22 protein-coding genes and 1 pseudogene are annotated in these 25728 nt (G+C 64.3%); 10 read left to right on the forward strand and 13 right to left on the reverse strand.

Annotation, left to right across the window (positions count from 1 at the left end):
- Positions 1-266: 266 nt before the first annotated feature.
- The 4 genes from FJW03_RS14200 to FJW03_RS14215 form a co-directional block, all read right to left on the reverse strand.
- On the reverse strand, positions 267-512 hold the full coding sequence (locus FJW03_RS14200; RefSeq protein ID WP_140767424.1) for a MoaD/ThiS family protein: 246 nt from the start codon (positions 510-512) through the stop codon (positions 267-269).
- Positions 513-680: 168 nt separating this feature from the next.
- A complete protein-coding gene (locus FJW03_RS14205) occupies positions 681-2939 on the reverse strand; it encodes a xanthine dehydrogenase family protein molybdopterin-binding subunit (RefSeq protein ID WP_140767425.1) in 2259 nt (752 codons plus the stop codon).
- Positions 2940-2941: 2 nt separating this feature from the next.
- Positions 2942-3418, reverse strand: coding sequence for a (2Fe-2S)-binding protein (locus FJW03_RS14210; RefSeq protein WP_140767426.1), 477 nt, complete (start codon positions 3416-3418; stop codon positions 2942-2944).
- Positions 3418-4278: an FAD binding domain-containing protein gene (locus tag FJW03_RS14215; protein WP_140767427.1), complete on the reverse strand. Its 861-nt coding sequence runs from the start codon at positions 4276-4278 to the stop codon at positions 3418-3420. The genes FJW03_RS14210 and FJW03_RS14215 overlap by 1 nt, the downstream gene beginning before the upstream one ends.
- A 268-nt stretch (positions 4279-4546) precedes the next feature.
- Between FJW03_RS14215 and FJW03_RS14220 the strand changes: the two genes are divergently transcribed.
- The 3 genes from FJW03_RS14220 (at position 4547) to FJW03_RS14230 (ending at position 9048) form a co-directional block, all read left to right on the forward strand.
- A complete protein-coding gene (locus FJW03_RS14220) occupies positions 4547-4990 on the forward strand; it encodes an SRPBCC family protein (RefSeq protein ID WP_140767428.1) in 444 nt (147 codons plus the stop codon).
- Positions 4991-5348: 358 nt separating this feature from the next.
- On the forward strand, positions 5349-6497 hold the full coding sequence (locus FJW03_RS14225; RefSeq protein ID WP_140767370.1) for an amidohydrolase: 1149 nt from the start codon (positions 5349-5351) through the stop codon (positions 6495-6497).
- 316 nt (positions 6498-6813) lie between these two features.
- Entirely contained in the window at positions 6814-9048 is a 2235-nt protein-coding gene (locus FJW03_RS14230) for a mechanosensitive ion channel family protein (protein ID WP_140767371.1), read from the forward strand.
- Between the two features lie 138 nt (positions 9049-9186).
- On the opposite strand, the gene FJW03_RS14235 is transcribed toward FJW03_RS14230, so the two are convergent.
- On the reverse strand, positions 9187-10728 hold the full coding sequence (locus tag FJW03_RS14235) for a winged helix-turn-helix domain-containing tetratricopeptide repeat protein (protein ID WP_140767372.1): 1542 nt from the start codon (positions 10726-10728) through the stop codon (positions 9187-9189).
- A gap of 290 nt (positions 10729-11018) precedes the next feature.
- Between FJW03_RS14235 and FJW03_RS14240 the strand changes: the two genes are divergently transcribed.
- From FJW03_RS14240 to FJW03_RS14250, 3 genes are all read left to right on the forward strand, one after another.
- Positions 11019-11741 (forward strand): alpha/beta hydrolase, encoded by a 723-nt coding sequence (locus FJW03_RS14240; RefSeq protein ID WP_140767378.1) that lies wholly within the window; start codon positions 11019-11021, stop codon positions 11739-11741.
- A 253-nt stretch (positions 11742-11994) separates the two neighbouring features.
- The gene (locus FJW03_RS14245; RefSeq protein ID WP_140767373.1) at positions 11995-12999 is read left to right on the forward strand and encodes an NADP-dependent oxidoreductase; all 1005 of its coding nucleotides are present in this window, start codon (positions 11995-11997) and stop codon (positions 12997-12999) included.
- A 131-nt stretch (positions 13000-13130) separates the two neighbouring features.
- On the forward strand, positions 13131-14345 hold the full coding sequence (locus tag FJW03_RS14250; RefSeq protein WP_140767374.1) for an alpha-D-ribose 1-methylphosphonate 5-triphosphate diphosphatase: 1215 nt from the start codon (positions 13131-13133) through the stop codon (positions 14343-14345).
- Positions 14346-14378: 33 nt separating this feature from the next.
- Here FJW03_RS14250 and FJW03_RS14255 read toward each other — a convergent pair whose 3' ends face one another.
- The 3 genes from FJW03_RS14255 to FJW03_RS14265 all read right to left on the reverse strand — a co-directional run bounded on the left by FJW03_RS14255 (position 14379) and on the right by FJW03_RS14265 (position 15996).
- Complete coding sequence (locus tag FJW03_RS14255) at positions 14379-14573, reverse strand: hypothetical protein (protein ID WP_140767375.1); 195 nt, start codon at positions 14571-14573, stop codon at positions 14379-14381.
- A 69-nt stretch (positions 14574-14642) separates the two neighbouring features.
- Positions 14643-15152: a hypothetical protein gene (locus FJW03_RS14260; protein ID WP_140693180.1), complete on the reverse strand. Its 510-nt coding sequence runs from the start codon at positions 15150-15152 to the stop codon at positions 14643-14645.
- 13 nt (positions 15153-15165) lie between these two features.
- Entirely contained in the window at positions 15166-15996 is an 831-nt protein-coding gene (locus FJW03_RS14265) for a class I SAM-dependent methyltransferase (protein WP_140693182.1), read from the reverse strand.
- Positions 15997-16078: 82 nt separating this feature from the next.
- Here FJW03_RS14265 and FJW03_RS14270 point away from each other — a divergent pair, with 82 nt between their 5' ends.
- The gene (locus FJW03_RS14270) at positions 16079-16987 is read left to right on the forward strand and encodes a LysR substrate-binding domain-containing protein (protein ID WP_140767376.1); all 909 of its coding nucleotides are present in this window, start codon (positions 16079-16081) and stop codon (positions 16985-16987) included.
- A gap of 145 nt (positions 16988-17132) precedes the next feature.
- Entirely contained in the window at positions 17133-19160 is a 2028-nt protein-coding gene (locus FJW03_RS14275) for an amidase (RefSeq protein WP_140767377.1), read from the forward strand.
- 289 nt (positions 19161-19449) lie between these two features.
- Here the strand turns inward: FJW03_RS14275 and FJW03_RS14280 are convergent.
- From FJW03_RS14280 to FJW03_RS14295, 4 genes and pseudogenes are all read right to left on the reverse strand, one after another.
- Positions 19450-19665 (reverse strand): annotated as a pseudogene (locus tag FJW03_RS14280) (ThuA domain-containing protein); the annotation flags it as partial.
- Between the two features lie 147 nt (positions 19666-19812).
- Complete coding sequence (locus FJW03_RS14285; protein ID WP_140761520.1) at positions 19813-20835, reverse strand: LLM class flavin-dependent oxidoreductase; 1023 nt, start codon at positions 20833-20835, stop codon at positions 19813-19815.
- Between the two features lie 96 nt (positions 20836-20931).
- The gene (locus FJW03_RS14290) at positions 20932-21207 is read right to left on the reverse strand and encodes a hypothetical protein (protein WP_140613150.1); all 276 of its coding nucleotides are present in this window, start codon (positions 21205-21207) and stop codon (positions 20932-20934) included.
- 162 nt (positions 21208-21369) lie between these two features.
- Positions 21370-22866, reverse strand: coding sequence for an aldehyde dehydrogenase family protein (locus FJW03_RS14295; RefSeq protein ID WP_140761523.1), 1497 nt, complete (start codon positions 22864-22866; stop codon positions 21370-21372).
- 818 nt (positions 22867-23684) lie between these two features.
- On the opposite strand from FJW03_RS14295, the gene FJW03_RS14300 reads away from it, so the two are divergent.
- Positions 23685-23846 (forward strand): DUF2905 family protein, encoded by a 162-nt coding sequence (locus FJW03_RS14300; RefSeq protein ID WP_140761525.1) that lies wholly within the window; start codon positions 23685-23687, stop codon positions 23844-23846.
- A 32-nt stretch (positions 23847-23878) separates the two neighbouring features.
- On the opposite strand, the gene FJW03_RS14305 is transcribed toward FJW03_RS14300, so the two are convergent.
- On the reverse strand, positions 23879-24790 hold the full coding sequence (locus FJW03_RS14305; protein WP_140761841.1) for a hypothetical protein: 912 nt from the start codon (positions 24788-24790) through the stop codon (positions 23879-23881).
- Between the two features lie 308 nt (positions 24791-25098).
- Between FJW03_RS14305 and FJW03_RS14310 the strand changes: the two genes are divergently transcribed.
- Entirely contained in the window at positions 25099-25554 is a 456-nt protein-coding gene (locus tag FJW03_RS14310; protein ID WP_140613153.1) for a phasin, read from the forward strand.
- Positions 25555-25728: the final 174 nt, after the last annotated feature.

Raw genomic sequence — 25728 nt, forward strand, 5'->3', positions numbered from 1 at the left:
TTTGAGCTTTACTCGCAATTTTGGTATGAATTCAACACGGAAATCGGGAAGGAGGTATATTCGCATGGTAAGCGCCGATTTTCCAGCGCTGGTTGCGACGCGGAATAAAGACAAATGCTTAGCACTTGTCACGATTTATTCTCTCGCGGCTCCCGCCCTTCAATGGTGCCACCCGTATTGAATGGCAGCTTCCGGGCACCGCGCCGAAGAGCGTGAACGACCAAAATGAAGCGCCAAGCTGCCACTATATAGGACTCGTGCTCCCCTCACCCCCCAGCCAGTCTCGGCAGCAGAAATATCTCCGCCCCCGGCGGCAACTTCTTGTTCCACGTATCGCGATAGATCACCCCGTCGATCGCCACGGCAATCCCACGGTCGATCCACGGCTCGAAGCCGGGATACTGTTCAGCCAATTTCCTGAACAGCTCCCTGATGTCCTTGGCCTCTACTTCGACCTTGCTCTTGCCGCCGGCGAGTTGGCCGAGCGCGCCCCAAAGCGTGACTTCGACCATCGCTTAAGGTGTGCCGATATTCAAGTGAGGCCCGCCTGCGAACGAAGGCTTCCTGCGCTTCCGGTGCTCACGTACGAAAACTACGCTCCGCTCCGGTTCTCGCAAGCCGTCGTTCTCGACTCGTCCTGACTTGAATCTCAACACACCTTGACCTCAGCGTTGGATATCTCAGCCTTCCTCCTCGATCGCCGCCAGGATGCGCGGCGGCGACATCGGGATGTGGGTCATGCGCACGCCGGCCGCGTTCGACACCGCGTTGGCGATCGCCGCCAGCGGCGGCACGATCGAGGTTTCGCCGACGCCGCGCACGCCATAGGGGTGGTTGGGGTTGGGGATTTCCAGGATCTGGGTGTCGATCATCGGCAGGTCGGAGCACACCGGTATGCGGTAGTCGAGGAAGCCGGCGTTCTGCAGCCGCCCGTCCTTGCCGTAGATGTACTCCTCGTTGAGCGCCCAGCCGATGCCTTGCGCCGCGCCGCCCTGGTACTGGCCCTCGACATAGGTCGGGTGCACCGCCTTGCCGGCGTCCTGCACCACCGTGTAGCGGATGACCCTGGTGGCGCCCGTCTCGGGGTCCACCTCCACGTCGCAGATATGGGTGGCGAAGGAAACGCCGGCGCCGTCGGCGACGAGCTCGCTATGGCCGGCGATCGGCCCGCCGGTCTTGCCGGACTGGGCGGCGATCTCCTTCAGCGAGAGCGCGGCGAGGTTGCCGTATTTTTCGCCTTTGGCCAGAGCGTGGCCCTTTTCCCAGACGACGTCGTCGACCGGAATGTCCCACATCTGCGCGGCGCGCTCGCGCAGGATCCTGATCGCGTTGCGGGCGGCCGAGATCGTCGCCATGGAGGACGAGAACGTGCCCCGGCTGCCGTCGGTCATGTCGTTGTAACCAAGGCTGGAGGTGTCGGCGACGATGGCCTTGACCTGACTGTAGTCGATGCCGAGCTCTTCCGCCGCCACCAGCGACAGCGAGGCGCGGGAGCCACCGACATCGACAGTGCCGACGGCGAGCGACACCGAACCGTCCATGCCGATGTTCAAGTCGGTGCAGGTCTGGCCGCCGAAATTGAACCAGAAGCCGCAGGCCATGCCGCGCCCCTGGTTCTCCTTGAGCGGTGCCTTCATGTGCGGATGGTCCTTGGCCGCTTCCAGCGTCGGGCCGATGCCGATCGGGCCGTAGACCGGGCCGTAGGAAGAGCGCGTGCCTTCCTGGGCGGCGTTCCTGATGCGGAACTCGACCGGGTCGATGCCGATCTCCTTGGCCAGCTCGTCGACGGCGCTTTCCACGGCAAAGGCCGCCATGGGTGCCGACGGCGCGCGATAGGCCGCGGTCTTCGGCCGGTTGACCAGCACTTCGTAGCCCACCGTCTTGACGTTATCGAGCTTGTAGCAGGCAAACGCCGTCATGGCGCCGACCTCGGCCCAGCTGCCGGCATAGGGGCCGCTGGTGTAGCGCAGCGTCGCTTCCGCCGCGGTGATGGTGCCATCCTTGCGGGCGCCGATCTTGACGTCGATCGAGGTGGCGCTGGTCGGCCCCGAGGCGCGGAACACCTCATCGCGGGTCATGACAAGCTTCACCGGGCGTCCGGCCTTGCGCGACAAAGCCAGTGCCACCGGCTCGGCCCAGACATGGGTCTTGCCGCCGAAGCCGCCGCCGATCTCCGACGAGGTGACGCGCAGCTTCGAGGCTTCCATTCCGAGCAGCTGCGCGCAGTGCTGGCGATAGACGAAATGCCCCTGCGTGCAGACCCACAGGTCGGCGGTGCCGTCGGAGCTGACGCTCGCCACGCAGGCATGCGGCTCGATATAGCCCTGATGCGTCTGCTCGGTCTTGAACGAGCGCTCGACGATGAAGTCGGCATGCGCGAAACCCTCATGCACGTCGCCATGGCCGAACTGGCTGCGTTTGGTGACGTTGGACGGCTTGACCGGCTTCTCCTCCAGACCCTCGGTGAAGATCGCGTCGTTGATCAGCGGCGCGTGATGCGCCATCGCCTCGTCGACGTCGGTGACATGCGGCAGCGGCTCGTAGTCGACCTCGATCAGCTTCAGCGCCTGCCTTGCCGTGCGGGCATCGACAGCGGCGACCGCGGCCACCGCATGGCCGTCATAGAGCGCCTTGGTGCGCGCCATGCAATTGTCGAGGATGTCGTACATGGCGGCATCGCCATCGGTGAGATCGGGCAGGTCGGCGGCGGTGATCACCGCCTTCACGCCGTTCAGCTTCTCGGCCTTGGAGGTGTCGATCTTGCGGATCTTGGCATGCGCGTGCGGGCTGCGCAGGATGCGCCCGACCAGCTGGCCGGCCATGTTGAAGTCCGCGCCGTAGCGGGCGCGGCCGGTCACCTTGTCGACGCCGTCGGGGCGGACGGGGCGCGTGCCGACGGATTTGAAACTGCGCCCCGAATAACGCGGATCGAAATTCATTGTCAGGCTCCCTTCATCACGCCGGCCGCGTCCTGGACGGCGCGCACGATCTTGTCATAGCCGGTGCAGCGGCAGAGATTGCCGGCCAGGCCGAAGCGGATTTCCTCCTCGGTTGGGTCGGGGTTCTTGGCGAGCAGGTCCTTGGCCGCGATCAGGAAGCCCGGCGTGCAGATGCCGCATTGCAGCGCCGCGTGCTCCAGGAACTTCTGCTGCAGCGGATGCAGCTGATCGCCATGCGCCATGCCCTCGACGGTCTCGATGCGCCGCCCCTCGGCTTCCGCGCCCAGCACCAGGCAGGAGCACACCAGCCGGTTGTCGAGGATGACGCTGCAGGCGCCGCAATCGCCGGTGCCGCAGCCTTCCTTGGCGCCGGTCAAGCCGAGCCGGTCGCGCAGCACGTCCAGCAGCGTCTCGTCGGGCTGGCACAGATATTCGATCGTGTCGCCATTGATGGTCGTTGAAACTGCTATGCCAGCCATCATTTGCCTCCCGCACGTGCATAGGCGGTCATCGCGGCCCGCCTGGCCAGCACGCCCGCAACCTTCCGTCTGAATTCGATGGTGCCCCTCTTGTCGTCGATGGGGAGGCAGGCGCCGGAGCAGACCTTGGCCAGCCGCTCGAGTGCTGCTTCGTCGAGCTTCCTGCCGACAAGGGCCTCGGCGGCCTCTTCGACCAGCAACACGGTCGGCGCGGCGGCGCCGATCGCCACGCGGGCCGCCGTCACGACGCCCGCTTCGTCGATCGTCAGGTTGACGCCGGCGCTGACCACGGCGATGTCCATCTCGGTGCGCGGAATGAACCGCAGATACGCATCGGCCGAACGCGGCGCGCGCTTGTCGAGCAGGATCGCCTCGATGATCTCGCCCTTGGCGAGCGAGATCTTGCCCGGCCCGACCGGCACGGCTTCGACGGCGATCGTGCGCCTGCCTCCGGGCCCGGCAATCACCGCCCGGGCGCCGGCCGCGACCAGCGCCGGAACACTGTCGGCCGCCGGCGAGGCGTTGCACAGATTGCCCGTCATGGTGCAGCGGCCCTGCACCTGCTTCGAGCCGATCAGCTTCGCCGCTTCGACGACGCCAGGCCATGCCTTCTTCAGGACGGCGCTCTCGCCGAGCACGGCGCAGGGAACTGCGGCGCCGATGCTGAAGCCGTCGGCTGTTTCGCGGATGTCGCTCAAGCCGGCGATGCCCTTGATGTCGACAATCAGCTCCGGTTCGATGAAGCCGCCCTTCATTCTCACCAGAAGGTCGCTGCCGCCGGCGAGAATGGCCGCCGGCCCCGCCGATCCGGCCAATTGGCCCACGGCATCTTCGATTGAAAGCGGACGTATGTAACGCATCGTCTCCCCTTGATTGTCGCGATCTCGCCGACCGTTATAAACTGTCTCCCCATAATGACCATCCGCTTCCTCATTCGCGACGATGGGCCACACGCCGCAAAATGCAGTCCCAAATCCACCCGAACCGGCGTAAGTTAGGCGTGCGCCAGCCGGACACGCCCAACGAGCGACGGAGGCGGGCCTCGGAAAAAAATCCGGGGCCGATGTCGGACTGGCCAGGCCTTGCTCGTCCTTGGGGCGTCGAACAGCAATCATGAAAGGAAAGAATATGCCCGGCACCGTACGTTTGCACCGCGTTCTGACGACCAGCCCGCAAAAGGTCTACCGCGCCTTCGTCGAGGCCGATGCGCTGACGAAATGGCTGCCGCCGAACGGCTTCACCTGCACGGTCGATCATCTCGAGGCAAAGGTCGGCGGCACGTTCAAGATGGCCTTCCGCAACTTCACGACCGGCGGCAGCCATTCCTTCGGCGGCGAGTATGTTGAACTCGTTCCGGGCGAGCGCCTGCGCTACACCGACAGGTTCGACGATCCCAACCTGCCCGGCGAGATGCAGGTGACGATAGTCCTGAAGAAAGTGTCGGTCGGCACCGAGATCGACATCACCCAGGCCGGCATTCCGGACGTCATCCCGGTCGAGGCCTGCTATCTCGGCTGGCAGGAATCGCTCCGGAACCTGGCAAAGCTCGTCGAGCCCGAGATCAATCAATAGATCGATGAGTGCAGCGCTGTCGACGATGACATCCTCGGCGCCAACGGCTGCGGGCGGTGACAAACAGGGGCCTTGACGGCACCATCTTGCGCGTGAAACCTCTCCGGCCAAAGGGCAGTGCAATCGCATACGGCAGCGCCGGCCCCTCTCCGTCCGCTGCGCGGCCACCTCGCCCCCACTCTGTGGGGGCGAGGAACCAAGCCTCCCAAAGCCGCGACTTCGGAGATTGGCGTTTCCTCGCCCCCATGTACATGGGGGCGAGGTGGCCGCGCAGCGGACGGAGAGGGGGAGCGCCCTATGCGATTGTCCTCGCCTTGTGACCGGCATGTCACGAAGAACGCAGCGGAGGCCAAGAAGCATGACCCTCACCAACCGGGACATCGTCGAGCTGACTGAATGGCGGCGCAAGCTGCACCGGCAGCCGGAAATCTCGAACGAGGAGGAGAACACGGCCAAAGAGGTCGTCGCCTTCCTCGCCGATACCGCGCCGGACAAGGTGCTGACCGGCCTCGGCGGACATGGCGTGGCCGCGATCTACGACAGCGGCAAGGCGGGACCGACGGTGCTGTTCCGCTCCGAACTCGACGCGCTGCCGATCGCGGAACTGTCAGGCGCGCCGCATGCCTCGCAGGTGCCCGGCAAGTCGCATATGTGCGGCCATGACGGCCACACCGCGATCCTGGCGTCGCTTGGCCGCCAGCTCGGCCGCCAGCGCCCTGCCAGCGGCCGCGTCGTGCTGATGTTCCAGCCGGCGGAGGAGACCGGCAATGGCGCGGCCGGCGTCGTCGCCGATCCGCGCTTCGGCGAGATCGCGCCGGATTTCGCCTTCTCGCTGCACAATCTGCCCGGCGTGCCGTTCGGCGAGGTGCGGCTGAAACCCGGCGTGGTCAACTGCGCCTCGCGCGGCATGCGAATCATCCTGGAGGGCAAGACCGCGCATTCCTCCATGCCCGAGACCGGCATCTCGCCGATGCCCGCGATCTCGGAGCTGATGCCGGCCTTGCCCGCGCTCGGCCGCGCGACCTTCGCCGATGACGATTTCGCGATGGTCACCGTCACCCATGCCGAGATGGGCGAAGCCGTGTTCGGCATCGCGCCCGCGCATGCAGAAGTCTGGGCGACGCTGCGCACGCGGCGTGACGAGCGCATGGCGGATCTGTGTGCCGCCGCCGAGACGCTGGTCAAGGAGATCGCCGCCCGCCACAGCCTCTCCGCCTGCTGGGACTATCACGAGATTTTCGTCACCAGCGTCAACGCGCCGGACGCGGTGCAACACCTGCGGCGCGCCCTCGACGAAGAAGGTGTCGCGCACGGGCAGGAAGCCCTGCCGATGCGTGCCTCGGAAGATTTCGGCCTGTTCGGCCACGGCGCCCCGTCGGCCATGTTCTTCCTCGGCGCCGGCGAGAAGCACCCTGCCCTGCACAATCCGGACTATGATTTTCCCGACGACCTGATCCCGATCGGGTCGAGGATTTTCATGCGCACCGCCCGCAACCTGCTGGGCTGAGCTTGGCTTAACTCAGCCTCCGAGGCGGCAAGCCGCGCACCCGGTTGCGGTCGACTGCGACCACTTTTGACGACACAGACCCCGCGGTGAGCGCTCGCTGTCCCGCCGCATTATCGACCGTCATGCAACGGTCTGGCTCGGAACGATGAGGCTTGCACCACAACATCGGTTTCTTCAAGGTAGGAGCAACGGCGGACATAGATATCGTTGCTTGCCGATTTGACCGGAAGGTTACAGCACCATGCCACTCAGGATTCGACGATTGGCCGCCAGGACTCTGGCGCGCCCGGCGCGACGTCTCGGAGATCTGACTGCGATGCTTGTCCTGATTGCCAGGCCGCTCGTCTTTGGAATCGCCCTTTTGTTGGCTGGTCCGACGCAGGCGCAGGCGCCGGCGACCGTCCCGCCTGAAAAGGTCAAACAGCTGTTCGAGCTTCTCGACGACCCGTCGGTGAAGACCTGGGTGGCCGAACAACGAAATCAGGACGCCAGGCCGACGCAAGCGCCTGCCGAGACAGGAGCTTCGCCGGCCGGCGCATCGTCGGACGCGGTGGCCGCACCAGGCCAGATGAATACGATGGCATCCTCGATGCTCGATCGGATCAGGCATCATATCGAAAGAATCGTGCGAACCTTGCCCTCGCTGCCAGGCCAGTTCGCCCGCGTTCGGGCAGCGACCATGGAGGATATGTCCAGCAAGGGATCCGCCGGCGTACTCTTGCTGATTGCGATATTCATCGCCGCCGGGCTGGCGCTCACCTGGGCAACGTACAAGCTCACCCGTCCATTTCGTCTTTGGATCATCGCGCAGCCGAAGGACACCCCCACCGGGCGAGCCAAGAAGATTGGCGGCCGCACGCTTTATTCCAGCATGCTGATCGTCTCCTTCGCGCTGGGCAGCGCCGGCGCGTTCATGTTGTTCGACTGGCCGATGCTCATCCGCGAGATTGTCCTGACGTTTCTGATGGCTGCGGTCGTTACATGGGGTGTGCGCATGTACGTCACGGCCCTGCTCGTCCCTTCCTTCATGAACGTCGAGAACGCCGTCGAGGTTCGCGCCTTGCCGATCACCAACGAAACAGCCGACCATTGGACCTATTGGCTATCCCGGATCGTCGGCGTCTTCGCCTTCTTCGCCGCGGCGTTTTTCCTCTTGCCGGGTCTCGGAATCGATCGGGATGGAATGCTGGTGCTGTCGACGGGCGCCGATTTCGTGCTGCTGCTGCTTTTGCTGCTTGCCGTTTGGCGTCGGCCAAGAACACAGCGAGACGGTGCGCGCCAAAGCGGTCACACGGCAGCGACATGGTTGTTGACTTGCTATTTCGTCGTCCTGTTCCTGCAGCGCATCGCCGGCCTTGATGTATTCTTCTGGTTTACCTTCGCCGCATTCTTTCTGCCTGGGGCAATCGTGCTGACGCAGCGCGGGGTCAATTTCGTCCTGCGGCCGGGTTCGGAAGATGCAGGCCGGCCGACGATCCCGGCGGTGACGATCGCTGCCATCGATCGCGGAATCCGGATGATCTTGATCCTGGCGGCGGCTTACTTTCTCGCGCGTGTCTTGGGTCTGGACATGCAGTCCATGCAAGATCGCGATACGATGACGACGCTCATATTGCGCGGCTTGATCAATGTCATGGTCATTGCACTTGCCGCCGATTTCGGCTGGTCGATCATCAAAGCCTTGATCGAACGAAAGCTGGGCATCGAAACGCCGCACGCGGTCATCGGCGAGGAGGACGTCCCGAACCTCGATCCGCAGCAGGCGCGGCTGCGCACGCTCTTGCCGATCATCCAGAACATTCTGCTCGCGGTGATCGTGGTGATGGCGGTGCTGATGATGCTCGCGTCGGTGGGTATCCAGATCGGCCCGCTGATCGCCGGCGCCGGCGTCGTTGGCGTCGCCGTGGGATTTGGGGCACAAACCATCATCAAGGACATCATATCGGGCGTGTTTTTTCTGCTCGATGATGCGTTCCGTGTCGGCGAATACATTACATCCGGCCGTTATGTGGGAACGGTGGAGAGCTTTTCGCTGCGCTCGGTGAAGCTGCGCCACCATCGTGGCCCGCTGTTCACAATACCTTTCGGCGAACTCGGGGCGGTCCAGAACCAGAGCCGGGACTGGGTTACCGACAAATTCAACATCACCGTCGGTTACGACACCGATATCGACTTCGCTCGCAAGCTGATCAAGCGGATCGGCCTCGAACTGGCGGAAGATCCCGAGTTCAAACACTGGGTGCTCTCGCCGATCAAGATGCAGGGCGTACAGGAGTTCGGCGAGTACGGCATCGTCTTGAGGGTCAAGGTCACAACCAGACCGGGAGGCGCCTTCGCCATGAAGCGCAAATTCTATGTACGAATCCGCCAAGTCTTCAAGGAGCAGGGCATCGAACTCCCATTCCCGACCGTTCACGTCCAGGGGCTGCAGAACCCCCATGGACCGGAGGATGCGCCGTTGGAGATCACACCCGAGTTGAGAATGGCCGTCGCCCAGTCGCACACCAACCGGCGCAGAAGAAAGGTAGCACAAGAAGCAGGAAAGCCGTGACGCCTGCCGGTCACGGCGCGGCTTCCACATAGCGCCCACGGCGGGGACACTCCTGAGATGCCGAACGCCATCCAAGCCACGCCGACAGCACTCCGGCCTGGCTTCAAACCGCCCTTGGCCTTCAAACCGACCTAGTCTTCAAACAGGCAGGCCCGCCCTTTGAAGCCCGCTCTTGATCCTCTCCATATCCTGCGGATTCCTGAAGGGCATCTGGCCAATGCCTTCCGCAAACGAATAATCCGGATTGACCGCCATCAATTCGCTCCAGACCTGGCGCGCGCCCTCGCCGTGGTCCAGCAGGCCAAGCACCGCCGCCAGATAGGCGCGGCTCATATCGGTTTTGGGAACCAGCAAGATGCGCTCGCGCAGCAGGGCGGCCGCGGTTTCGTATTTGCCGGCGATAAGGTGCGCCACCCCCAGATGATGCAGATACAGATGCGAATAGAGCGGGTCGAGGCGGATTGCCCGCTCCATGTCCGCGATCGCCGCCAGGGGCTTTCCCGAATACATGTTGAGCATGCCGCGCAGCGACAGCGAGGGCGCGAAGTTGGGATTGAGCGTGAGCGACATCTCGACCTCCGCTGCCCAGCGTTCGAAATCCTTCCGGTACATCGAAACCAGGGCGGCCACGCCATGCGGAAACGGGTCGTTCGGATCGCGATCGATGGCTTCATCGACCAGCCTGCCGGCCTCGACCAGCGCGCAACCGGGGTCGCTCACCCAGCGATTGTAATAGGCATGCGCCAGGGCCATCGAGAGCGCGGCGTAGGGCGCCGCATAGGCGGGATCGTGATCGATCGCCTTGCGAAACAGCTCTGCCGTCCGTTGGAAGACGTCGGCGTTCTGCGTCGCGCCCCGCTGCATGGCGCGGCCGCGCAGGAAACAGTCATACGCCTCTATGTCGGTGGTTCCCGCCGAGGTGATTCCAGGCCATTGGGCCGCCTCTTTCGGGTTCAAGGCGATGTGGAGTTCGCCGACGATCTTGCGGGCCACTTCCTCCTGGACCGCGAACATGTCAGCCAGCTCGCGATCGTAGCTTTCGGCCCAGATGTGCGCGCCCGTCTCGCCGTCGCTCAACTGCGCGACGATGCGCAGGCGGCTGCCGCTCCTGCGCACACTTCCCGCCAGGACATAGCGGACGCCCAGATCCCGGGCGACGGTGCGGATGTCGACCGACTTTCCCTTGTAGGCAAAGCTCGAGCTGCGGGCGATGACGACCAGCCCGGACAGCTTCGACAACATCGTTATGATCTCCTCGGCCAGCCCGTCGGCGAAATACTCCTGTTCGATGTCGGTGCTGAGGCTGGTGAGCGGAAGAACGGCAAGCGACGGCTTCGCCTGCGGCTGGACCGTCTTGTTGGCTTCATCGAGGCCTGGCCCGAGAAAGCGATAGCCGATGCGGGGCACCGTCGCGATCCATTCCCCACCGTCCGGCATCGGTCCAAGCGCCTTGCGCAGCAGCGCGATCTGCACCGAAAGATTGCTCTCCTCGACGACGCTGCCCTGCCAGCCGGCGTCCATCAGCTCGGTCTTGGTCAGGATCTCGCCCTGCCGCTTGAGCAGTGCGTCCAAAAGCAGAATGCCCCGGCGGCCCAGCGCCACGGGCTCTCCCTCGCGCAGCAACGTCCCCTTGTAAGGGTCCAGCGTAAACGGGCCAAAAACGGTTGCTTGCTTCGACATTTTCTGGGTGCTGGCGCGCCTTAGGAAATTGTTCGCAGATTATTCGGCATCGCTTCAATACGCGAGTGCCGTTTCAAGACACCTTCTCCGGCGCCGCACCAAAGGCCGGCCAAGAATCCACCGGGACCCCTGCACCGCAGGATCGTTCAATCGGCGGACGCTGAAGCAGCCCTGCCGTGGGCCGGTGAAGAGTTCGCGATGAACTTGCCGCCGCAACCAGGCTCCAAGGAGAAACTTCAATGTCGACTGCTCTAACCGCACTCGTCTCGGCTGCCGCGCTTGCCTTGGGCATGTCGGCAACGGGCGCAATCGCCGCCCCGGTGAAATCCATCGTGCTGGTCCATGGCGGATTTGTCGATGGATCCGGCTGGGAAGGCGTCTATGACATCCTCAAGAAGGATGGCTATGAGGTCACCATCGTCCAGAACCCGACCACATCGCTCGCCGACGATGTCTCGGTGACCAAGCGCGCGATCGCCGCGGCATCGGGCAACGTCATCCTCGTCGGCCACTCCTATGGCGGCGTCGTCATTTCGGAAGCCGGCACCGATCCCAAGGTGGCGGGCGTGGTCTACATCACCGCTTTCGCGCCGGATGCAGGCGAATCCGTATCGAGCCTGATCGCCAACCCGCCGCCCGGCGCTCCGGTGCCGCCGATCCTGGCGCCGGTCGATGGATTCCTGTTCCTCGATCGGGGCAAGTTCGCCGCGTCGTTCGCCGCCGATGTCCGCCCGGACCTTGCTTCCTTCATGGCCGACTCCCAGGTTCCCTGGGCCGTGGCCGCGCTGGAGGGCAAGGTCAGCGCGCCTGCCTGGAAGGTGAAGCCGAGCTGGTACCTGGTGGCGACGGAAGACAAGATGACCCCGCCGGATGCCCAGCGCGCCATGTCGAAGCGCGCCGGTTCCACCGTCGTCGAGGTCCCGGGCAGCCACGCCATCTACGTGTCGAAGCCCGGCGCCGTTGCCGAACTCATCGAAGAGGCCGCGCAGACGGCGAAGCCGGTCGCAAATTAGCCGGTTTCTTTTCTACCGATCCAACGCCCGGTGGGCAAGCCGCACACCGGGTTCCGCGCGAACGTGAATGCGCTTGTCGGATCGTGGCGGTCCTCGGCGGTGACTGGAGAGGATGGCGGGCTCACACCCGCCATCCGCGTGGCGCATGGGTCGCCACTCCGTCACTCGACAAAAAGCCAATGTCGGCAGGTCTGGCGCTCCGCTTTGCGCTGGTCCGAGGACATGGCATGCTCCTGCCGAGAGGCTGAGGTTTATGCACGCATACGTTCTCAAGCGCTATGGCGGCCCGGAAAGCGCGCGGATGATGGAGGTACCGGCGCCCGTGCCGGGGCCGCGCGATCTTCTCGTCGAAGTCCGGGCCGTGGGCCTGAACCCGGTGGATTTCAAGTTCCGCCAGGGAAAGCTGCGCGCCATCCTGCGGCCAAGGCTGCCGCTGGTGCTTGGCAACGAACTCGCGGGCAATGTCGTCGCCGTTGGCAGCCAGGTCGGGCGGTTCCGCGTGGGGGATCCTGTGTTTGCCCGGGTCGCCAAGGAACGCGCCGGCGCCTTCGCCGAGCAGGCATGCGTCGATCAGGACCACGCCGCTTATATGCCCCGGACGCTGGATTTCACGGACGCGGCGGCGGTCCCGCTGGCCGGGCTGACCGCCCTGCAGACGCTGAGAGACCTGCTCGGTGTCAAACCGGGGCAGAAACTGTTCATCTCCGGCGGCGCCGGAGGGGTCGGCACCTTTGCCATTCAGATCGCCAAATGGCTCGGCGCTCATGTAACGACGACCGCTTCGAAGAGAGGGGAAGCGTTGGTGCGCTCCCTCGGCTGCGATGAGGTGATCGATTATACGGTCCAGGACCTGTCCAGCGTGGAAAGCAGATTTGACGCGGGACTTGACCTGATCGGCGGCAAGGTGCTGGAGCAGATGTTCGACATCATGAAGCCCGGAACCATGGTCGTTTCGGTGGCCGGCGTACCGGAACCGCAAACCGCTATCAGGGATCTGGGCGGCCGCAAGGTTCTTTCCGCCGTCCTCTGGCTCATCAGCTACGGTATCCGGGCCCGAGCCCGCCGCAGAGGCGTCGGCTATCGCTATTTCTTCATGCACCCAAGCGGCCGCAATCTCTCCCTGCTTGCCGAACTCATCGAGCAGGGAAAACTGAAGGTTGTCGTCGACCGGACATATCCATTTGCGAAGATCGCCGAAGCGCTCGACTATGTCGAAAGCGGACACGCCAAGGGAAAAGTGGTTGTCACGATCCGATAGGTTGACGGCTCGCCTGCCCCCCGCGATCCGCTGGTGTCGCCATGATCGGTGTCTTCCATCGCCCGACGATGTCGCCGGCCTCGTCGACGGGGAAATCCGCCTTGAAACAGCATTCTTGCACGAGACATGACATGTGGCTGAGTGAATTCGAAATTGTCCTGCGCGACCGCGTCATCGCCTGCGGCGCCCTCAGGATCGAGAACGGCAGGATCGCCGAGATTCGCGACGAACCCGTTGAGCAGGCCGACATATCGGGTGGCGGCCGCCTGCTGCTGCCCGGCTTCATCGACATGCATGGCGACATGGTGGAGCGGGAAGTCGAGCCGCGCATCGGCGTCCACGTGCCGATGCGGATCGGCATCGCCGAGCTCGACAAGAAGCTCGCCTCCTGCGGCGTCACCACCGCCTACGCCGCGCTCTCCTTCATCGGTGCCAGCGTCACCAGCGGCGTGCTGCGTTCGGAAGATCATACGACCACGATCATCGACAACATGACCGCAATGAAGGCCGACCTGCTGGTGGATCACCGCATCCATGCCCGCTTCGAGGTGACCTTCACCCCGGCGGTTCCCATGCTGCAAAAGCTGATGGACGCGGGCAGGCTGCACCTGATCTCGCTGATGGATCACACGCCCGGACAGGGACAGTACCGCGACGTCGAACTCTACATCGCCCGCATCGCCAAGGAGCGCGGCATGTCGGTTGCCGCGGCATCCGAGGTCGTCGGCAAGCGCATGGCCGGCCGCGAGGGCCAGGGCGATGTGTTGAACGCCCTGCAGGACCTTTCAGCCCGTGCGCGCGCTCGTGGCATCGTGCTCGCCTCGCATGATGACGACACGCTGGAAAAGGTGGAGCTCGTCCACGGCCTCGGCGCCATGATCAGCGAATTCCCGGTAACCCTGGAAGCGGCGCGGGAAGCCCGCAGGCTTGGCATGCACACCGCCATGGGCGCCCCAAACGCGCTGCGCGGCGAATCCTACTCGGGTAATCTTTCCGCCCGCGAGGCCTACGAGGCCGGGCTGCTCGACATGCTGGCCAGCGATTACCACCCGGCCTCGATCCTGCCGGCCATTCTCGGCCTGGCGGAACTGCGCGACGGTGGCCTCGTGGCGGCGGCGGCGCTGACAAGCGCCAACCCGGCCGCGGCGCTGGGGCTCACCGACCGCGGTGCCATCGAGCCCGGGCTGCTGGCCGATCTGGTCGTGGCTGACCGCCAGCCCGTGCCGCGTGTGCGCGCCACCTTCCGCGCCGGCCGCATGATCTATGGCGACGGCACGCTTGCACCGGCGCGAAATGCGCAACATTCTCAGGTTGAACGGGCGACCGCCGGCCTTGAACTGCTGTAAAAGGAAAGCCGTTCCACAATTACTGGAACTGCTCTAAACGTCGAGCACGACCGTCATGCCCCGGACCTCGGCCATTTCGAGCAGAAGATCCTGCAGGCTTTCGAGGGTCGGCGCGGTGCCGGTTGTTGCTGTCAGCTCCGCGATGCTTTCTTTCATGGAAATAGCCGCAACTCCGGTTTTCTCGGACAGCAGCCGTCCGATGGCCGCGCGGGCATTCTGGTCAGGCATGATTCCCCTCTCATGCTGGGATCTCGGCACGGTTTTTCAATGATATGGGCCGCCGCTCTCCCGTACTTATCACGGGTAGGAGCCCTGAACCGCCTCGGGCCGCCGACGCATCAGCAGATAGAACGCGGCGACATGCGTGATCATCAGCAGGGGAACATAGATGATCGGAATCGCGTAAGCCGCGCCCAGTTCTCCGGCCAGATCGGGAAGGCCGAGCAGAACCCCATGGTAATAGTCGACGACGATGTCGACTGCCCCGACCAGATTGAAGGCGACGACGAACAGCCAGAAGGCTGAACGCATCCGCACCGTGAGCAGCCCCAGCATGGCCAGCAATCCGGTGGCGAAGTCGGCATAGGCGGCGAAGACCGCGAAACCGGCGGGCAGATTGGTGCCGACGACACCGGGAAGGATGAAGACCAGCCCGAAGAAACGGAAACTGTGCAGCGTGGCGATGGCGCGTTGCGCCTCGATCGGGTCCATCGATCTGAGCCTCGGCCAGACATAATAGCCGAAGCACAGCAACCAAGGCACGTAGCCAAGGGCGAGGTGGATATTAAAGATCGTTGCCGGTGACATCTCACGCCTCCTGTCAGGCCTTGCCCGGAACGGCTTCGAAGACGGCCGTCAGGATGCCCAGCCGGTCCTCGCCGAGATTGCGCCCGAGGTTGGCGGCAACGCCCGCGAAACCCGATCCCATGACAACGCCAAGATTGAGCAAAGCGGGCGGCCCGGACGCCCGCAGCTGGGCGAACCAGGCCTTGGCCGTTGCGGTGTCGTCCTGCCACACCAGCGGTTCAAAGCCCGCCTGCTCGATCCGCGTCCGCGTTTCGGCCGCTGTGAGCAGAAAACTCTCCGCTGGAGTGCGCGCCCAGGGAACGGGGTAGTGAGGGTCGCCGCCGTTCAGCACGACGTCATAGGTGGCAAACCGGCCGCCCGGCTTCAGCACCCGCCTGATCTCGCTATAGAGCCCTTCCCTGTCGGCGATGTTCATCGCCACGTGCTGCAGCAGCACGACATCGAACTGGCCGTCATCGAAGGGAAGCGCCAGCGCACTGGCCGCTTCGAAGGTCACCTTTCCGCTCAGCCCGGTACGTTCGGTCAGGTAATCCGCCGCCTCGACGAACGGCTCGCTGAGGTCGACGCCGGTCACCCGGCAGCCATAAGTCGCGGCCAGGAAGCGGGCCGGCCCGCCAAGTCCCGATCCAGCATCCAGAACCGTTGTGTCCGGCCCAATCCCGGCCAGGCCGGCAAGTTCGGCGGTCGCCGCGAGCCCTCGGGTGTGGAACTGATCGAGCCCGGCCAGTTGCTCCGGCATGAGCCGCTGGTCCTCCGGCCCGAGAGCCGCCAGCGCCGTCTTGAGACGCTCGGTCAGGCCGCTGGCATGGTAATGGGCGCGCACGCCGTCGAGATTGTCTGTCATCGCGGTTTCCTCTGGTTTCGTCCTTGCTGGAGACATAGGACCGCTTCCGGGTTGCGACTATCCGCGATAATGTCGATGTGCCATGAAGCAGAACTTCACAGTAAGGCAGGGCGCGCTCGATGGCGTCGAGGCCTTCCTGAGCGTCGCCCGCCATCGCAATTTCCGAAAGGCGGCGGCGGAGCTTAAGGTGACGCCGTCGGCGATGAGCCAGGCGATCCGCACGCTCGAGGCACGCATCGGGGCGGCGCTCTTCATCCGCACCACGCGCAGCGTCGGCTTGACCGAAGCCGGCGAGCGTTTCCTGTCGCGCGCCGGGCCAGCCTTCGAGGAACTGGTCGCGGCAAGCGAAGTGGCACGCGATCTCGGCCAACGCCCGACCGGACTGCTGCGCCTTTCGGTGCCGCCATCGGTCGTGCCAATCCTGCTGGAGCCGCTCATCGCCTCCTTCTGCCAGGCCTATCCGGAGATCGAGCTGGAGATCGTGGCGGGTGGAGAACTCGTCGATCTTGCCGCCGAGGGCTTCGACGCCGGCATCCGGCCCGGCCAGTTTGTCGCCGCCGACATGATCGCCGTGCGCTTGACGCCGCCGCTGCCATTCGCGGTCGTCGGCAGCCCCGACTATCTGCGCCAGCGCAAGGTGCCCGAACAGATCGAGGATCTGCGCGGCCATGCCTGCCTGCGCATGCGCCGCTCGAACGGATCGATCGCGCCCTGGCCCTTTCTCGACGGCAACAAACCGGTCGAGGTCATCGTCTCCGGGCCGCTCATCGCCCATGATTATCCAACGCTGCTTGGGGCGGCGCTAAAGGGGGCCGGACTTGCCCAGGTGCCCGCGCCGCTCGCCAAGCCGGCGATCGCCGACGGCCGTTTGCAGGAGGTGCTGAAGCCCTTCGCCGCGAACTCGTCGGGGGTTTTCCTGTACTACCCGGCAAAGCGGCAAATGCTGCCCAAACTGCGCGCGTTTATCGACCATGTGAGGCACCAAGGGTGATGCCGGGGCTCCGGTGCGCGGGTGAGCCAGCTTGGCTTGCTATCTTGGCTTGCCCAGCTTGGCTCGCAACAAAACGCGATTGGCTCTTGCCGAAGCGAGTCGCCGCCTCCATCCATGGCGTGCGGAAAACAGCCTGGGACCAATGATGACCGATGCCAGCCTAAACCTTGTCGAAGCGACGATCGACCAACTTCGAACCGCGCTCGACGACGGCGCCGTCACCAGCGTCGAACTGGTCGCGGCCTATTTGCGCCGCATCGCGCATTTCGACCGCCATGGCATCAGCCTCAACGCCGTTCCGGTGCTCAATCCGGCGATGTTCGAGGAGGCCGCCGCTTCGGACTGGCGGCGGCGCGATGGCGCCACGCTCGGGCCGCTCGACGGCATCCCCTACACCGCCAAGGACAGCTACAAGGTCGAGGGCCTGACGGTGGCCTCCGGCTCGCCGGCCTTCGAGCACCTCGTCGCCAATGAAGACGCCTTCACCATCGCCCGGCTCAGGGCCGGCGGCGCGGTGCTGATCGGCCTCACCAACATGCCGCCCATGGCCAATGGCGGCATGCAGCGTGGCGTCTATGGCCGCGCCGAAAGCCCATACAACGCCGGCTACCTGACCGCCGCCTTCGCCTCGGGCTCGTCCAACGGTTCGGGCACGGCGACGGCTGCCTCATTCTGCGCCTTTGGGCTCGGCGAGGAAACCTGGTCGTCGGGCCGCGCGCCGGCCAGCAACAACGCGCTGGTCGCCTACACGCCCTCGCGCGGCGTCATTTCCGTGCGCGGCAACTGGCCATTGGTGCCGACCATGGATGTCGTGGTGCCGCATACGCGCAGCGTGCCCGACATGCTGGAACTGCTCGACGTCATCGTTGCCGACGATCCCGTGACGCGGGGCGATTTCTGGCGCGCGCAGCCCTGGGTTGCGTTGCCGAAAAGTTCGGAGACAAGGCCGCAACGCTATACCGACCTGACGCTCACCGGATCGCTGAAGGGCAAACGGCTCGGCGTGCCCAGGATGTATATTGGCCGCGACAGCGAGGCCGACCGCCCCATCGAAACCCGCGCCTCGGTGCTGGCGCTGTGGGAGCAGGCGGCGACCGATCTCAAGCAGCTTGGCGCCGAGGTGGTGGAAGTCGATTTTCCCGTCGTCTCCAACTATGAGCGTGACCGCCCCGGCGCCCGCACCATGGTCGAACGTGGGCTGGTGCCGCAAGACTTCGCCGACCGCGAACTCTGGGACCTCTGCGTCTGGGGTTGGGACGACTTTCTGCGCGCCAATGCCGACCCTGCTTTGCCCGATCTCGCCTCGGTCGACGGCCCGAAGATTTTTCCCCAGCCGCCGGGCACGCTGCCCGATCGTTATGAGGGCGGCTTCGACCTGTCGGAATATGTCGAGCGGGCGAAATCCGGCGTCACGCCATTCGAACACATTCCAACCATCGAGGACGGGCTGAAGGGGCTGGAGGCGACGAGGCGCGTCGATTTCGAGGACTGGCTGGACGCGCAGGGCATCGACGCCGTGGTACTGCCCGCGGCCGCCGATGTCGGGCCGGCCGACGCCGACACCAACGAGGCATCCGCAGCACTTGCCTGGCGCAACGGCACCTGGGTCGCCAACGGCAATCTGGTCTGGCGCCATTTCGGCATTCCGACCGTCACCGTGCCGATGGGGACGATGGCCGACATCGGCATGCCGGTCGGCCTGACCTTCGCCGGCAAGGCCTATGACGACGAAAAGCTGCTGCGCATGGCCGGGGACTACGAACGGTCGACGCAGCGCCGCACAAGCCCGCCGCGCACGCCGGAACTGGATGATGATGTGTTTGCGCGCCGCCCCGTCCAAACCGGCGGCGGCAAAGCGCCTCCCCTCGCCATCGCATTGGCCGCCGAAACGCGCACTTTGGGCGATCAGGACGAAATCGGCGTCACGCTCGACCTGCCCGTTGAAGCAGCCGAGGCGGAGAAAGCCAGCGTCAAGGTGCATGTCAACGGCGAGGAAATCGCGATGCAACGCAGCGGTGCGCGCTTCAACGGGATTGCGCTCGTCCCGGTCGTCGAGCATCGGCGTTTCCACAGCGTCTGGCGCGGCTCGTACGGCTCCATTGTCACGGCAGTGATGCGGCTGGAGGACGGGTGCACCGCCGGCGCCTATGCGGTTACCGGCGGGATTGGGTGAGGACAGCGGCCACCACGCCTTCGTCATCCTAGGGCGAAGCAAGGAGCGAAGCGACGCGGCGCAGACCCTGGGATCCATGCCGGGACTGTGACTTAAGAATGCATCGGTCCAGAACATCGTTTGCACCGGTCGCCGGTTCAGCCAACTTGCCTTCCACGACACCGACCGAACTTTCTCCACCGTCGTACCGCTCAAAACTCACGGCATGGATCCTAGGGTCTCCGCGGCGTCGCTTCGCTCCTTGCTACGCCCTAGGATGACGAATGAATGCGCCAAATGGCGCTTGTGGCTACCCTCGGGCCGCCCACAGCAAACCGCGCTCCACAATCAACGCCATCTCCGGCACCGCGAACTCATCCGCCGTGTGTCCAAGCGAACTGTAGAAGACCTTCCCCGCGCCATATCTGCGCTTCCAGACGACCGGCATGACGACGCCATCAATGCCCGGGAAATGTGCGCCGGTGAAGGTGGTCGTCGCCAGCACCTCGTTGGCCGGGTCGACATGCGTTGCGCTCCAGCATGCCGCGCACGACGATGGCGCTGCGTTGGGGCGTGTGGCCCTCCCAGCCACCCCAGGCAATCAGGGCCTTCTTCCGCATGCGGCAATAACCTCCTTCGATCCCACCGGATCGACGGTGGCGCGTCGCGGCCGTCAGCGCCAGCCGAGCGCCGGCGCGACGTGGGTCAGGATCGCCTCGATGACATGGGCGTTGTAGTCGACACCAAGCTGGTTGGGCACGGTGAGCAGCAGCGTGTCGGCCTCGGCGATCGCCTCGTCCTGCGCCAGTTCCTTGATCAGCACGTCAGGCTCGGCGGCGTAGCTGCGCCCGAAGATCGCCCTGGTGTTTTCCTCGATGAAGCCGATCTGGTCGCGGCTCTCATTGCCGCGCCCGAAATAGGCGCGGTCGCGATCGCCGACCAGCGCGAAGATGCTGCGGCTGACCGAGACGCGCGGTTCGCGCTGGTGGCCGGCCGCCTTCCACGCCTCGCGATAAACACGGATCTGCTCGGCCTGCTGGATGTGGAAGGGCTTGCCGCTCTCGTCGAATTTGAGCGTCGAGCTCTGCAGGTTCATGCCGAGCTTCGCCGCCCACTCCGAGGTGGCGTTGGTGGCGGCACCCCACCAGATGCGCTCGCGCAGGCCTTCCGAATGCGGCTCGAGCCTGAGCAGGCCGGGCGGATTGGGGAACATCGGCCGTGGATTGGGCTGAGCGAAGCCCTCGCCGCGCAGCGTATCGAGGAAGACCTCGGCGTGATGCCGCGCCATGTCGGCGTCGCTTTTGCCTTCCTGCGGCGCGTAGCCGAAATAGCGCCAGCCGTCGATCACCTGTTCGGGCGAACCACGGCTGATGCCAAGCTGCAGCCGCCCGCCGGCGATGATGTCGGCCGCACCCGCATCCTCGGCCATATAGAGCGGATTCTCGTAGCGCATGTCGATGACCGCCGTGCCGATCTCGATGCGGCTGGTCTTCGCGCCGACGGCTGCCAGCAGCGGGAATGGCGAGGCGAGCTGGCGGGCGAAATGATGCACGCGGAAATACGCCCCGTCCGCGCCGAGCTGCTCGGCGGCGACCGCAAGGTCGATGGATTGCAGCAGCGCGTCCGAAGCGGAACGCACCTGCGATTGCGACGAGGGCGTCCAGTGCCCGAATGACAGGAAACCGATTTTCTTCATGGCCCTGAAGTATAGGCGAGCGGCACGTGCTTCAATGGCGAAAGCGCGGGGTTACACACCGTCGCCCAACACGGACCGGGGCCCTTCACCAGCCGACTATTTCCCGCAATGATGATCGTTGATCTTGTTCAGCGCATTCGCGTCCGGACCTCTCCGATCGTAGGAGCAGGCGCCGGCGGCGGTGGTGAACAACTGCTGGTCGTAGTAGCGCGGGCCACCGAAGAGGAAGTCGATGAGGTCGTCATCGGCGGGGACGTAACGTACCGGTTCGGGCTGATAGTGGCGATGCCTGGTGCCGGCGAGCGCCGACGAGGACATGGCACAAGCCATGGCCACGGCAAGAGCTGAGATCGCAAACCGTTTGGTCGTTATCATCGGCAACACCCTCCTGGCCGTTCCGATTCCATCTTATATCGAAAATCGCCAGAGCAAGAAAAGTTCCTGGGGGACGACGTCCCCGCTGATTTCCCCGTAGCATGGTTAAGGTGCGCCATGGCTTCTCGGAGCGGTTGATGAACTTGATCCCCACTGCCCTCAGTCGGTCTGGATCCAGATCGACTTCGTCTCCAGATATTCATGCAGGTGCTCGATGCCGCCCTCGCGGCCATAGCCGGACATCTTCATGCCGCCGAATGGCACCGCCGGGTCGATGGCATGATACATGTTGACCCAGACCGAACCGGCCTTGATGCGGCGCGCTAGCTTGTGCGCGGTGCCGAGATGGGTGGTGAAGATGCCTGCGGCCAGCCCGTAGGGCGTCGCGTTGGCCCGTGCGACGGCCTCGTCCAGCGTGTCGAAGGGCATGGCGGAAATGACCGGCCCGAAAATTTCCTCGCGCGCGATGGTCATCTTGTCCGACACCGAACCGAAGACGGTCGGCGCGATGAAATTGCCTCCATCATAGAGCGCGCCCGTCAGCCGCGAGCCGCCGGCGACCAGTTCGGCGCCCTCGTCGCTGCCGGCCTTGATATAGCCCTCCACCTTGCCGGCCTGCCTGGCGTTGATCAGCGGCCCGATTTCGGTCTCCGCCTCGATGCCATGGCCGATGCGCAGTCTGCCGGCAAACTCGGCAAGCCGGCGCACGAATTCGTCGTGAATTTCGCGCGCCACGAACAGGCGCGAACCGGCAATGCAGATCTGGCCCGAATGCACGAATACCGCCATCGCCGCTACCGGAACGGCCTTGTCGATGTCGGCATCGCGGCAGACGATAACAGGCGACTTGCCGCCAAGCTCCAGCGAAACGCGTTTGAGGTTGGTGACGCCCGCCCGCGCGATGGCCAGCCCGGTCTGCGTCGAACCGGTGAAGACGATCTTGTTGACGTCGGGATGTTCGGCGAGCCGCGCGCCGGCCTCCGCACCCGTTCCCGTGACGATGTTGACCACGCCGTCGGGCACGCCGGCTTCCTGCATCAGCCGTGCGATCAGCAATGGCGTCAACGACGCGTCCTCCGAAGGCTTCAAGACGATGGTGCAGCCCGTGGCGAGCGCCGGCGCGATCTTCCAGATCGAGGCGGCGGTCGGCGCATTCCAGGGGATGATCGCGCCGACGACACCCACTGGCTCGCGCCGGGTGAAGGAGACGATCTCGCCGGGAATGGAATTGTCGATCGCTTCGCCGTGCAGCGCGGTCGCCATGCCGGCGTAGAAGCGCAGCATGCCGATGACGCGACGGCGGTTGGCGAGCGTGCGCGTGATCGGCAGCCCCATGTCGAGCGTGTCGGAAACGCTGAGCTCTTCCCAATGCGTCTCGAACAGGTCCGCGATCCTGAGAAGCACGCACTGCCGCTCGTAGGGCGAGAATTTTGACCACGGTCCTTCGAAGGCCGCGCGCGCGGCGGCGACCGCCGCATCGACATCCGCGGCTCCCCCGCGCGGCACCATCGCCAGCACTTCGCCCGTCGCCGGATTGAGCGCCCGCATCTCCTGGCCGGATTGCGCCGGAACCCACTTGCCGCCGATGAACATCGGCCGGAATTCGCCGTGGTAAAGCGTGATCGCCTTCGCCCTGGGGTCGAAATTCAGCGTCATCTCTTCCTCCTCACGAATTCCGTGGCGACTATTACTCCCGGCGCCGGCGCCCTCAAACAAGGAAAGCAAAAGGGCGTCCATTCATTCTTCCAAGCGCCGTGGCTCGGGAAAGGTAGCCCGAAAACCGCGTACCTTGTCACAGGATTTGTCCAGTTTGGACCAATACAACCGCCGGTCATGACCCGGCCGAGCATCAGTCCAAGCCGCATGTTCAAGACCATGTCCGGCGGCCAATGTCCGTGCCCATGCCGATGCCTTAAGGGACACGCCGCGGCGGTTAACCATCCTCCCATGTCGAATCGAACTCGAAGCGGTATTGGCCGTTCAAGGGTCATGGAAGACCGCCAACCCAGATTTCGCTGTCGTCCCGCGCCGTCTGGCACCTGGACCGTCTGGGATCACGTTGCCGACGAACCCGCGACCTTGGGAGGATGCAAGCTTGTAGGCCGCACATGGGAGCGCGCCAGGAGTGCATGTGACCTGCTGAGACGGATTTATGACAATCGGCTCGACGCCCGATCGGTCCGGCAGGACGCACCGACCGCTTCAATGGGCCGAGTCGATGATCTCATTCGGTCAATTCGCAAGCGGCAAGATTTCGATGGTTAGGCACGACCATGGCCGACGCAGCGCCCGGCCAGACCGGGCTTTGCCCACTCGGCCTTTACCAGGGCCGGCTGGGGCCGACATTCTGCTGACGGGCGCGTCGCGTCACCTTGCCGGCGACGATGATTTCGCCTCAACTATGCCGCTGTCGACGTCGATCGCGTTCGGCGCTTCGACCGGCGGCTTGTATTTCGCCCGGGCAGGAAGCGGTCATGTCGCGAACCCTGATCATCGTTGGTCTCATCATGGTTGCCGTCGGCTTGTTGTGGCCCTGGTTGTCGCGGATCGGCCTTGGCAGATTGCCTGCCCCGATCTCCACCGGAATCCTGATCGGCATCGTGCTGTCGATCATTCTGTGGCTGGTCAACCGGTAGCTGCAGCCGCCTCCTTCCGCGGGAGAACAAATTCATCTTCCCACCGGTGGCACTCGACCAAGTTCTCTCCTCTCCTTTCGACGCTCCATGGAACGCGCGTTTCGACGGGCTGTTCTGAGTTCGGCAAGTGCCGGTTGCCACCAACGCCGCCCGTATTCCGCCGGGCCGGGTTCATGACGAGCGGGCCAGGTCGCAACGAGCTCCGATAGCGTCGGCGAACGCCAGATACCCCATATATGGTCGAAACCTGCGTGGGCCGCGTGAGAATAGAAGTCCGCTAACCCAGCCGGCTGCTCGGCAAGCTCGCCCGTTATGTGGGTAAAGACAACAATTCCGTACCGTTCTGTTGCGACAGGCCGGCCCAGCGGCGGCAGTTCCCCAGGCGGCAAGGGATAGCGACGCCGCTTGCGTTCCGCGGAGCGCAAACGGGCGGCTTTTTGCTCTTCCGAGTTCCTTTTTGCCTCCCGTCGCCGTCTCCTCTCCTCCGGTTCGTTTCGTCGAGCCGCCTCCTCGATCTCGTGCCAACGACGCCGTAACTCCTCATAGGAACTGAACGGCACATGCCAAAGCCGCAGGTCGTCGTCCCAGCGTGCCCACGGGATTGCCCGCAACTGTTCGACAATAGTCTTCGAATAAGGCGTTCGAATTTGAAGATCTTCGCCGACTTTCAGATACGGGCTCGTAATCGGGTCAAAGGCATAGGCATCTCGACCCTTCAGATCGCCATATATATCCGCAAATTCGGCTTCATGCGCGAGCCAGCGGTCGAACCGGCGGGCTCCGGTCTTGCCTGGAATAAACCAGCTCCGGCGTTCATCATTCCACCTCGCCCGGGGAAAGGCCTGTCGAAACCGCTCGACAGCCATCCGGTCATAAGGAAATGCCGCGAAAGCGCCGGGCGTTTCCCCTCCCTTATTCACACGTCGTCGCTTGAAATCCTCCATGAGTTGCTTCCACCGCTGTTCACTCGGTATGAAACGCGTAACGACGCTCGACAGTTCATCGTGCTCCATGGCAGCCAGCCGGGACGCTTCATTGCGCTGGCCGGGCTTCACCAACCCGGGCGCCCCCAAGGTGACACGCTGAACAGGTAATGCCCGTTCAATCGCCCTCTCCCGCGCAAACCAGGCCTTGCAGCGGTCGAAAATAATGCGTCGCAACAAAAATGCTGCATCGCACACAAGACTGTCACATATCTGCCTCAATATGCCCGGGCGGCAAGACAACCATCGTCAACCAAGAGGATAAGAAAATGTCCAAGACCGCCGACAAGACCGCCGAAACCGTCGAAGCTCCGTCATTCGATCCCGGCAAGGCTACTGATCAGCTCCGCGCGGTCGCCGAAAAGGGCGTCGAGCAATCGAAAGAAGCTCTCGCCAAATTCCAGTCGGGCACTGAAGACGCCCAGAAGGCGCTCGAGTCGACCGCCGAAACCGCGAAATCGGCCGGCAGCGAGCTGTCGCTGAAGATGATCGCCGCACTGCGTGTCAATGCCGAAGCTGACTTCTCGCACCTCGAGACTCTGGTTCGTGCCAAGTCGCTGTCGGAAATATTTGAGTTGCAGACTGCCTTCCTGCGCAAACGCGTCGAAATGGGTGTCGAGCAAGCCAAGGAATTCCAGGCGCTCACCACCAAGGCGGCAACCGACGTTTCCAGACCGGTCAAAGATGCCTTCGAGAAGGCGCTCAAGGATCTCAAGGTCGCCTGACCACCCTGCGGGAGGCGGCCCGCCACCCTTGTCAACGATCCAGATGGCCGCGCCTAGCGCCGCCATCTGGCAAGTTTGCTCGAGGCAACATCTGTGCCGGCACTGAAGCGACGGGTATGAAGGCATTTGGAATTGCCCTCGGGATCGTGCACCGTGGCGGGCCACGGCAAACGC

It is taken from the genome of Mesorhizobium sp. B4-1-4 (genome assembly GCF_006439395.2).
In the GTDB taxonomy this organism is placed as follows: domain Bacteria; phylum Pseudomonadota; class Alphaproteobacteria; order Rhizobiales; family Rhizobiaceae; genus Mesorhizobium.

Excerpts from the sequence above, each read along its gene's own strand:
- FJW03_RS14210 (WP_140767426.1), bottom strand. The coding sequence starts at position 3,418 with ATGGCTGGCATAGCAGTTTCAACGACCATCAATGGCGACACGATCGAA.
- FJW03_RS14230 (WP_140767371.1), top strand. The coding sequence starts at position 6,814 with ATGCTTGTCCTGATTGCCAGGCCGCTCGTCTTTGGAATCGCCCTTTTG.
- FJW03_RS14265 (WP_140693182.1), bottom strand. The coding sequence starts at position 15,996 with ATGACAGACAATCTCGACGGCGTGCGCGCCCATTACCATGCCAGCGGC.
- FJW03_RS14250 (WP_140767374.1), top strand. The coding sequence starts at position 13,131 with ATGTGGCTGAGTGAATTCGAAATTGTCCTGCGCGACCGCGTCATCGCC.
- FJW03_RS14285 (WP_140761520.1), bottom strand. The coding sequence starts at position 20,835 with ATGAAGAAAATCGGTTTCCTGTCATTCGGGCACTGGACGCCCTCGTCG.
- FJW03_RS14260 (WP_140693180.1), bottom strand. The coding sequence starts at position 15,152 with ATGTCACCGGCAACGATCTTTAATATCCACCTCGCCCTTGGCTACGTG.
- FJW03_RS14295 (WP_140761523.1), bottom strand. The coding sequence starts at position 22,866 with ATGACGCTGAATTTCGACCCCAGGGCGAAGGCGATCACGCTTTACCAC.
- FJW03_RS14240 (WP_140767378.1), top strand. The coding sequence starts at position 11,019 with ATGTCGGCAACGGGCGCAATCGCCGCCCCGGTGAAATCCATCGTGCTG.
- FJW03_RS14200 (WP_140767424.1), bottom strand. The coding sequence starts at position 512 with ATGGTCGAAGTCACGCTTTGGGGCGCGCTCGGCCAACTCGCCGGCGGC.
- FJW03_RS14310 (WP_140613153.1), top strand. The coding sequence starts at position 25,099 with ATGTCCAAGACCGCCGACAAGACCGCCGAAACCGTCGAAGCTCCGTCA.
- FJW03_RS14300 (WP_140761525.1), top strand. The coding sequence starts at position 23,685 with ATGTCGCGAACCCTGATCATCGTTGGTCTCATCATGGTTGCCGTCGGC.
- FJW03_RS14235 (WP_140767372.1), bottom strand. The coding sequence starts at position 10,728 with ATGTCGAAGCAAGCAACCGTTTTTGGCCCGTTTACGCTGGACCCTTAC.
- FJW03_RS14220 (WP_140767428.1), top strand. The coding sequence starts at position 4,547 with ATGCCCGGCACCGTACGTTTGCACCGCGTTCTGACGACCAGCCCGCAA.
- FJW03_RS14275 (WP_140767377.1), top strand. The coding sequence starts at position 17,133 with ATGACCGATGCCAGCCTAAACCTTGTCGAAGCGACGATCGACCAACTT.
- FJW03_RS14305 (WP_140761841.1), bottom strand. The coding sequence starts at position 24,790 with ATGGAGGATTTCAAGCGACGACGTGTGAATAAGGGAGGGGAAACGCCC.
- FJW03_RS14245 (WP_140767373.1), top strand. The coding sequence starts at position 11,995 with ATGCACGCATACGTTCTCAAGCGCTATGGCGGCCCGGAAAGCGCGCGG.
- FJW03_RS14255 (WP_140767375.1), bottom strand. The coding sequence starts at position 14,573 with ATGCCTGACCAGAATGCCCGCGCGGCCATCGGACGGCTGCTGTCCGAG.
- FJW03_RS14270 (WP_140767376.1), top strand. The coding sequence starts at position 16,079 with ATGAAGCAGAACTTCACAGTAAGGCAGGGCGCGCTCGATGGCGTCGAG.
- FJW03_RS14215 (WP_140767427.1), bottom strand. The coding sequence starts at position 4,278 with ATGCGTTACATACGTCCGCTTTCAATCGAAGATGCCGTGGGCCAATTG.
- FJW03_RS14205 (WP_140767425.1), bottom strand. The coding sequence starts at position 2,939 with ATGAATTTCGATCCGCGTTATTCGGGGCGCAGTTTCAAATCCGTCGGC.
- FJW03_RS14225 (WP_140767370.1), top strand. The coding sequence starts at position 5,349 with ATGACCCTCACCAACCGGGACATCGTCGAGCTGACTGAATGGCGGCGC.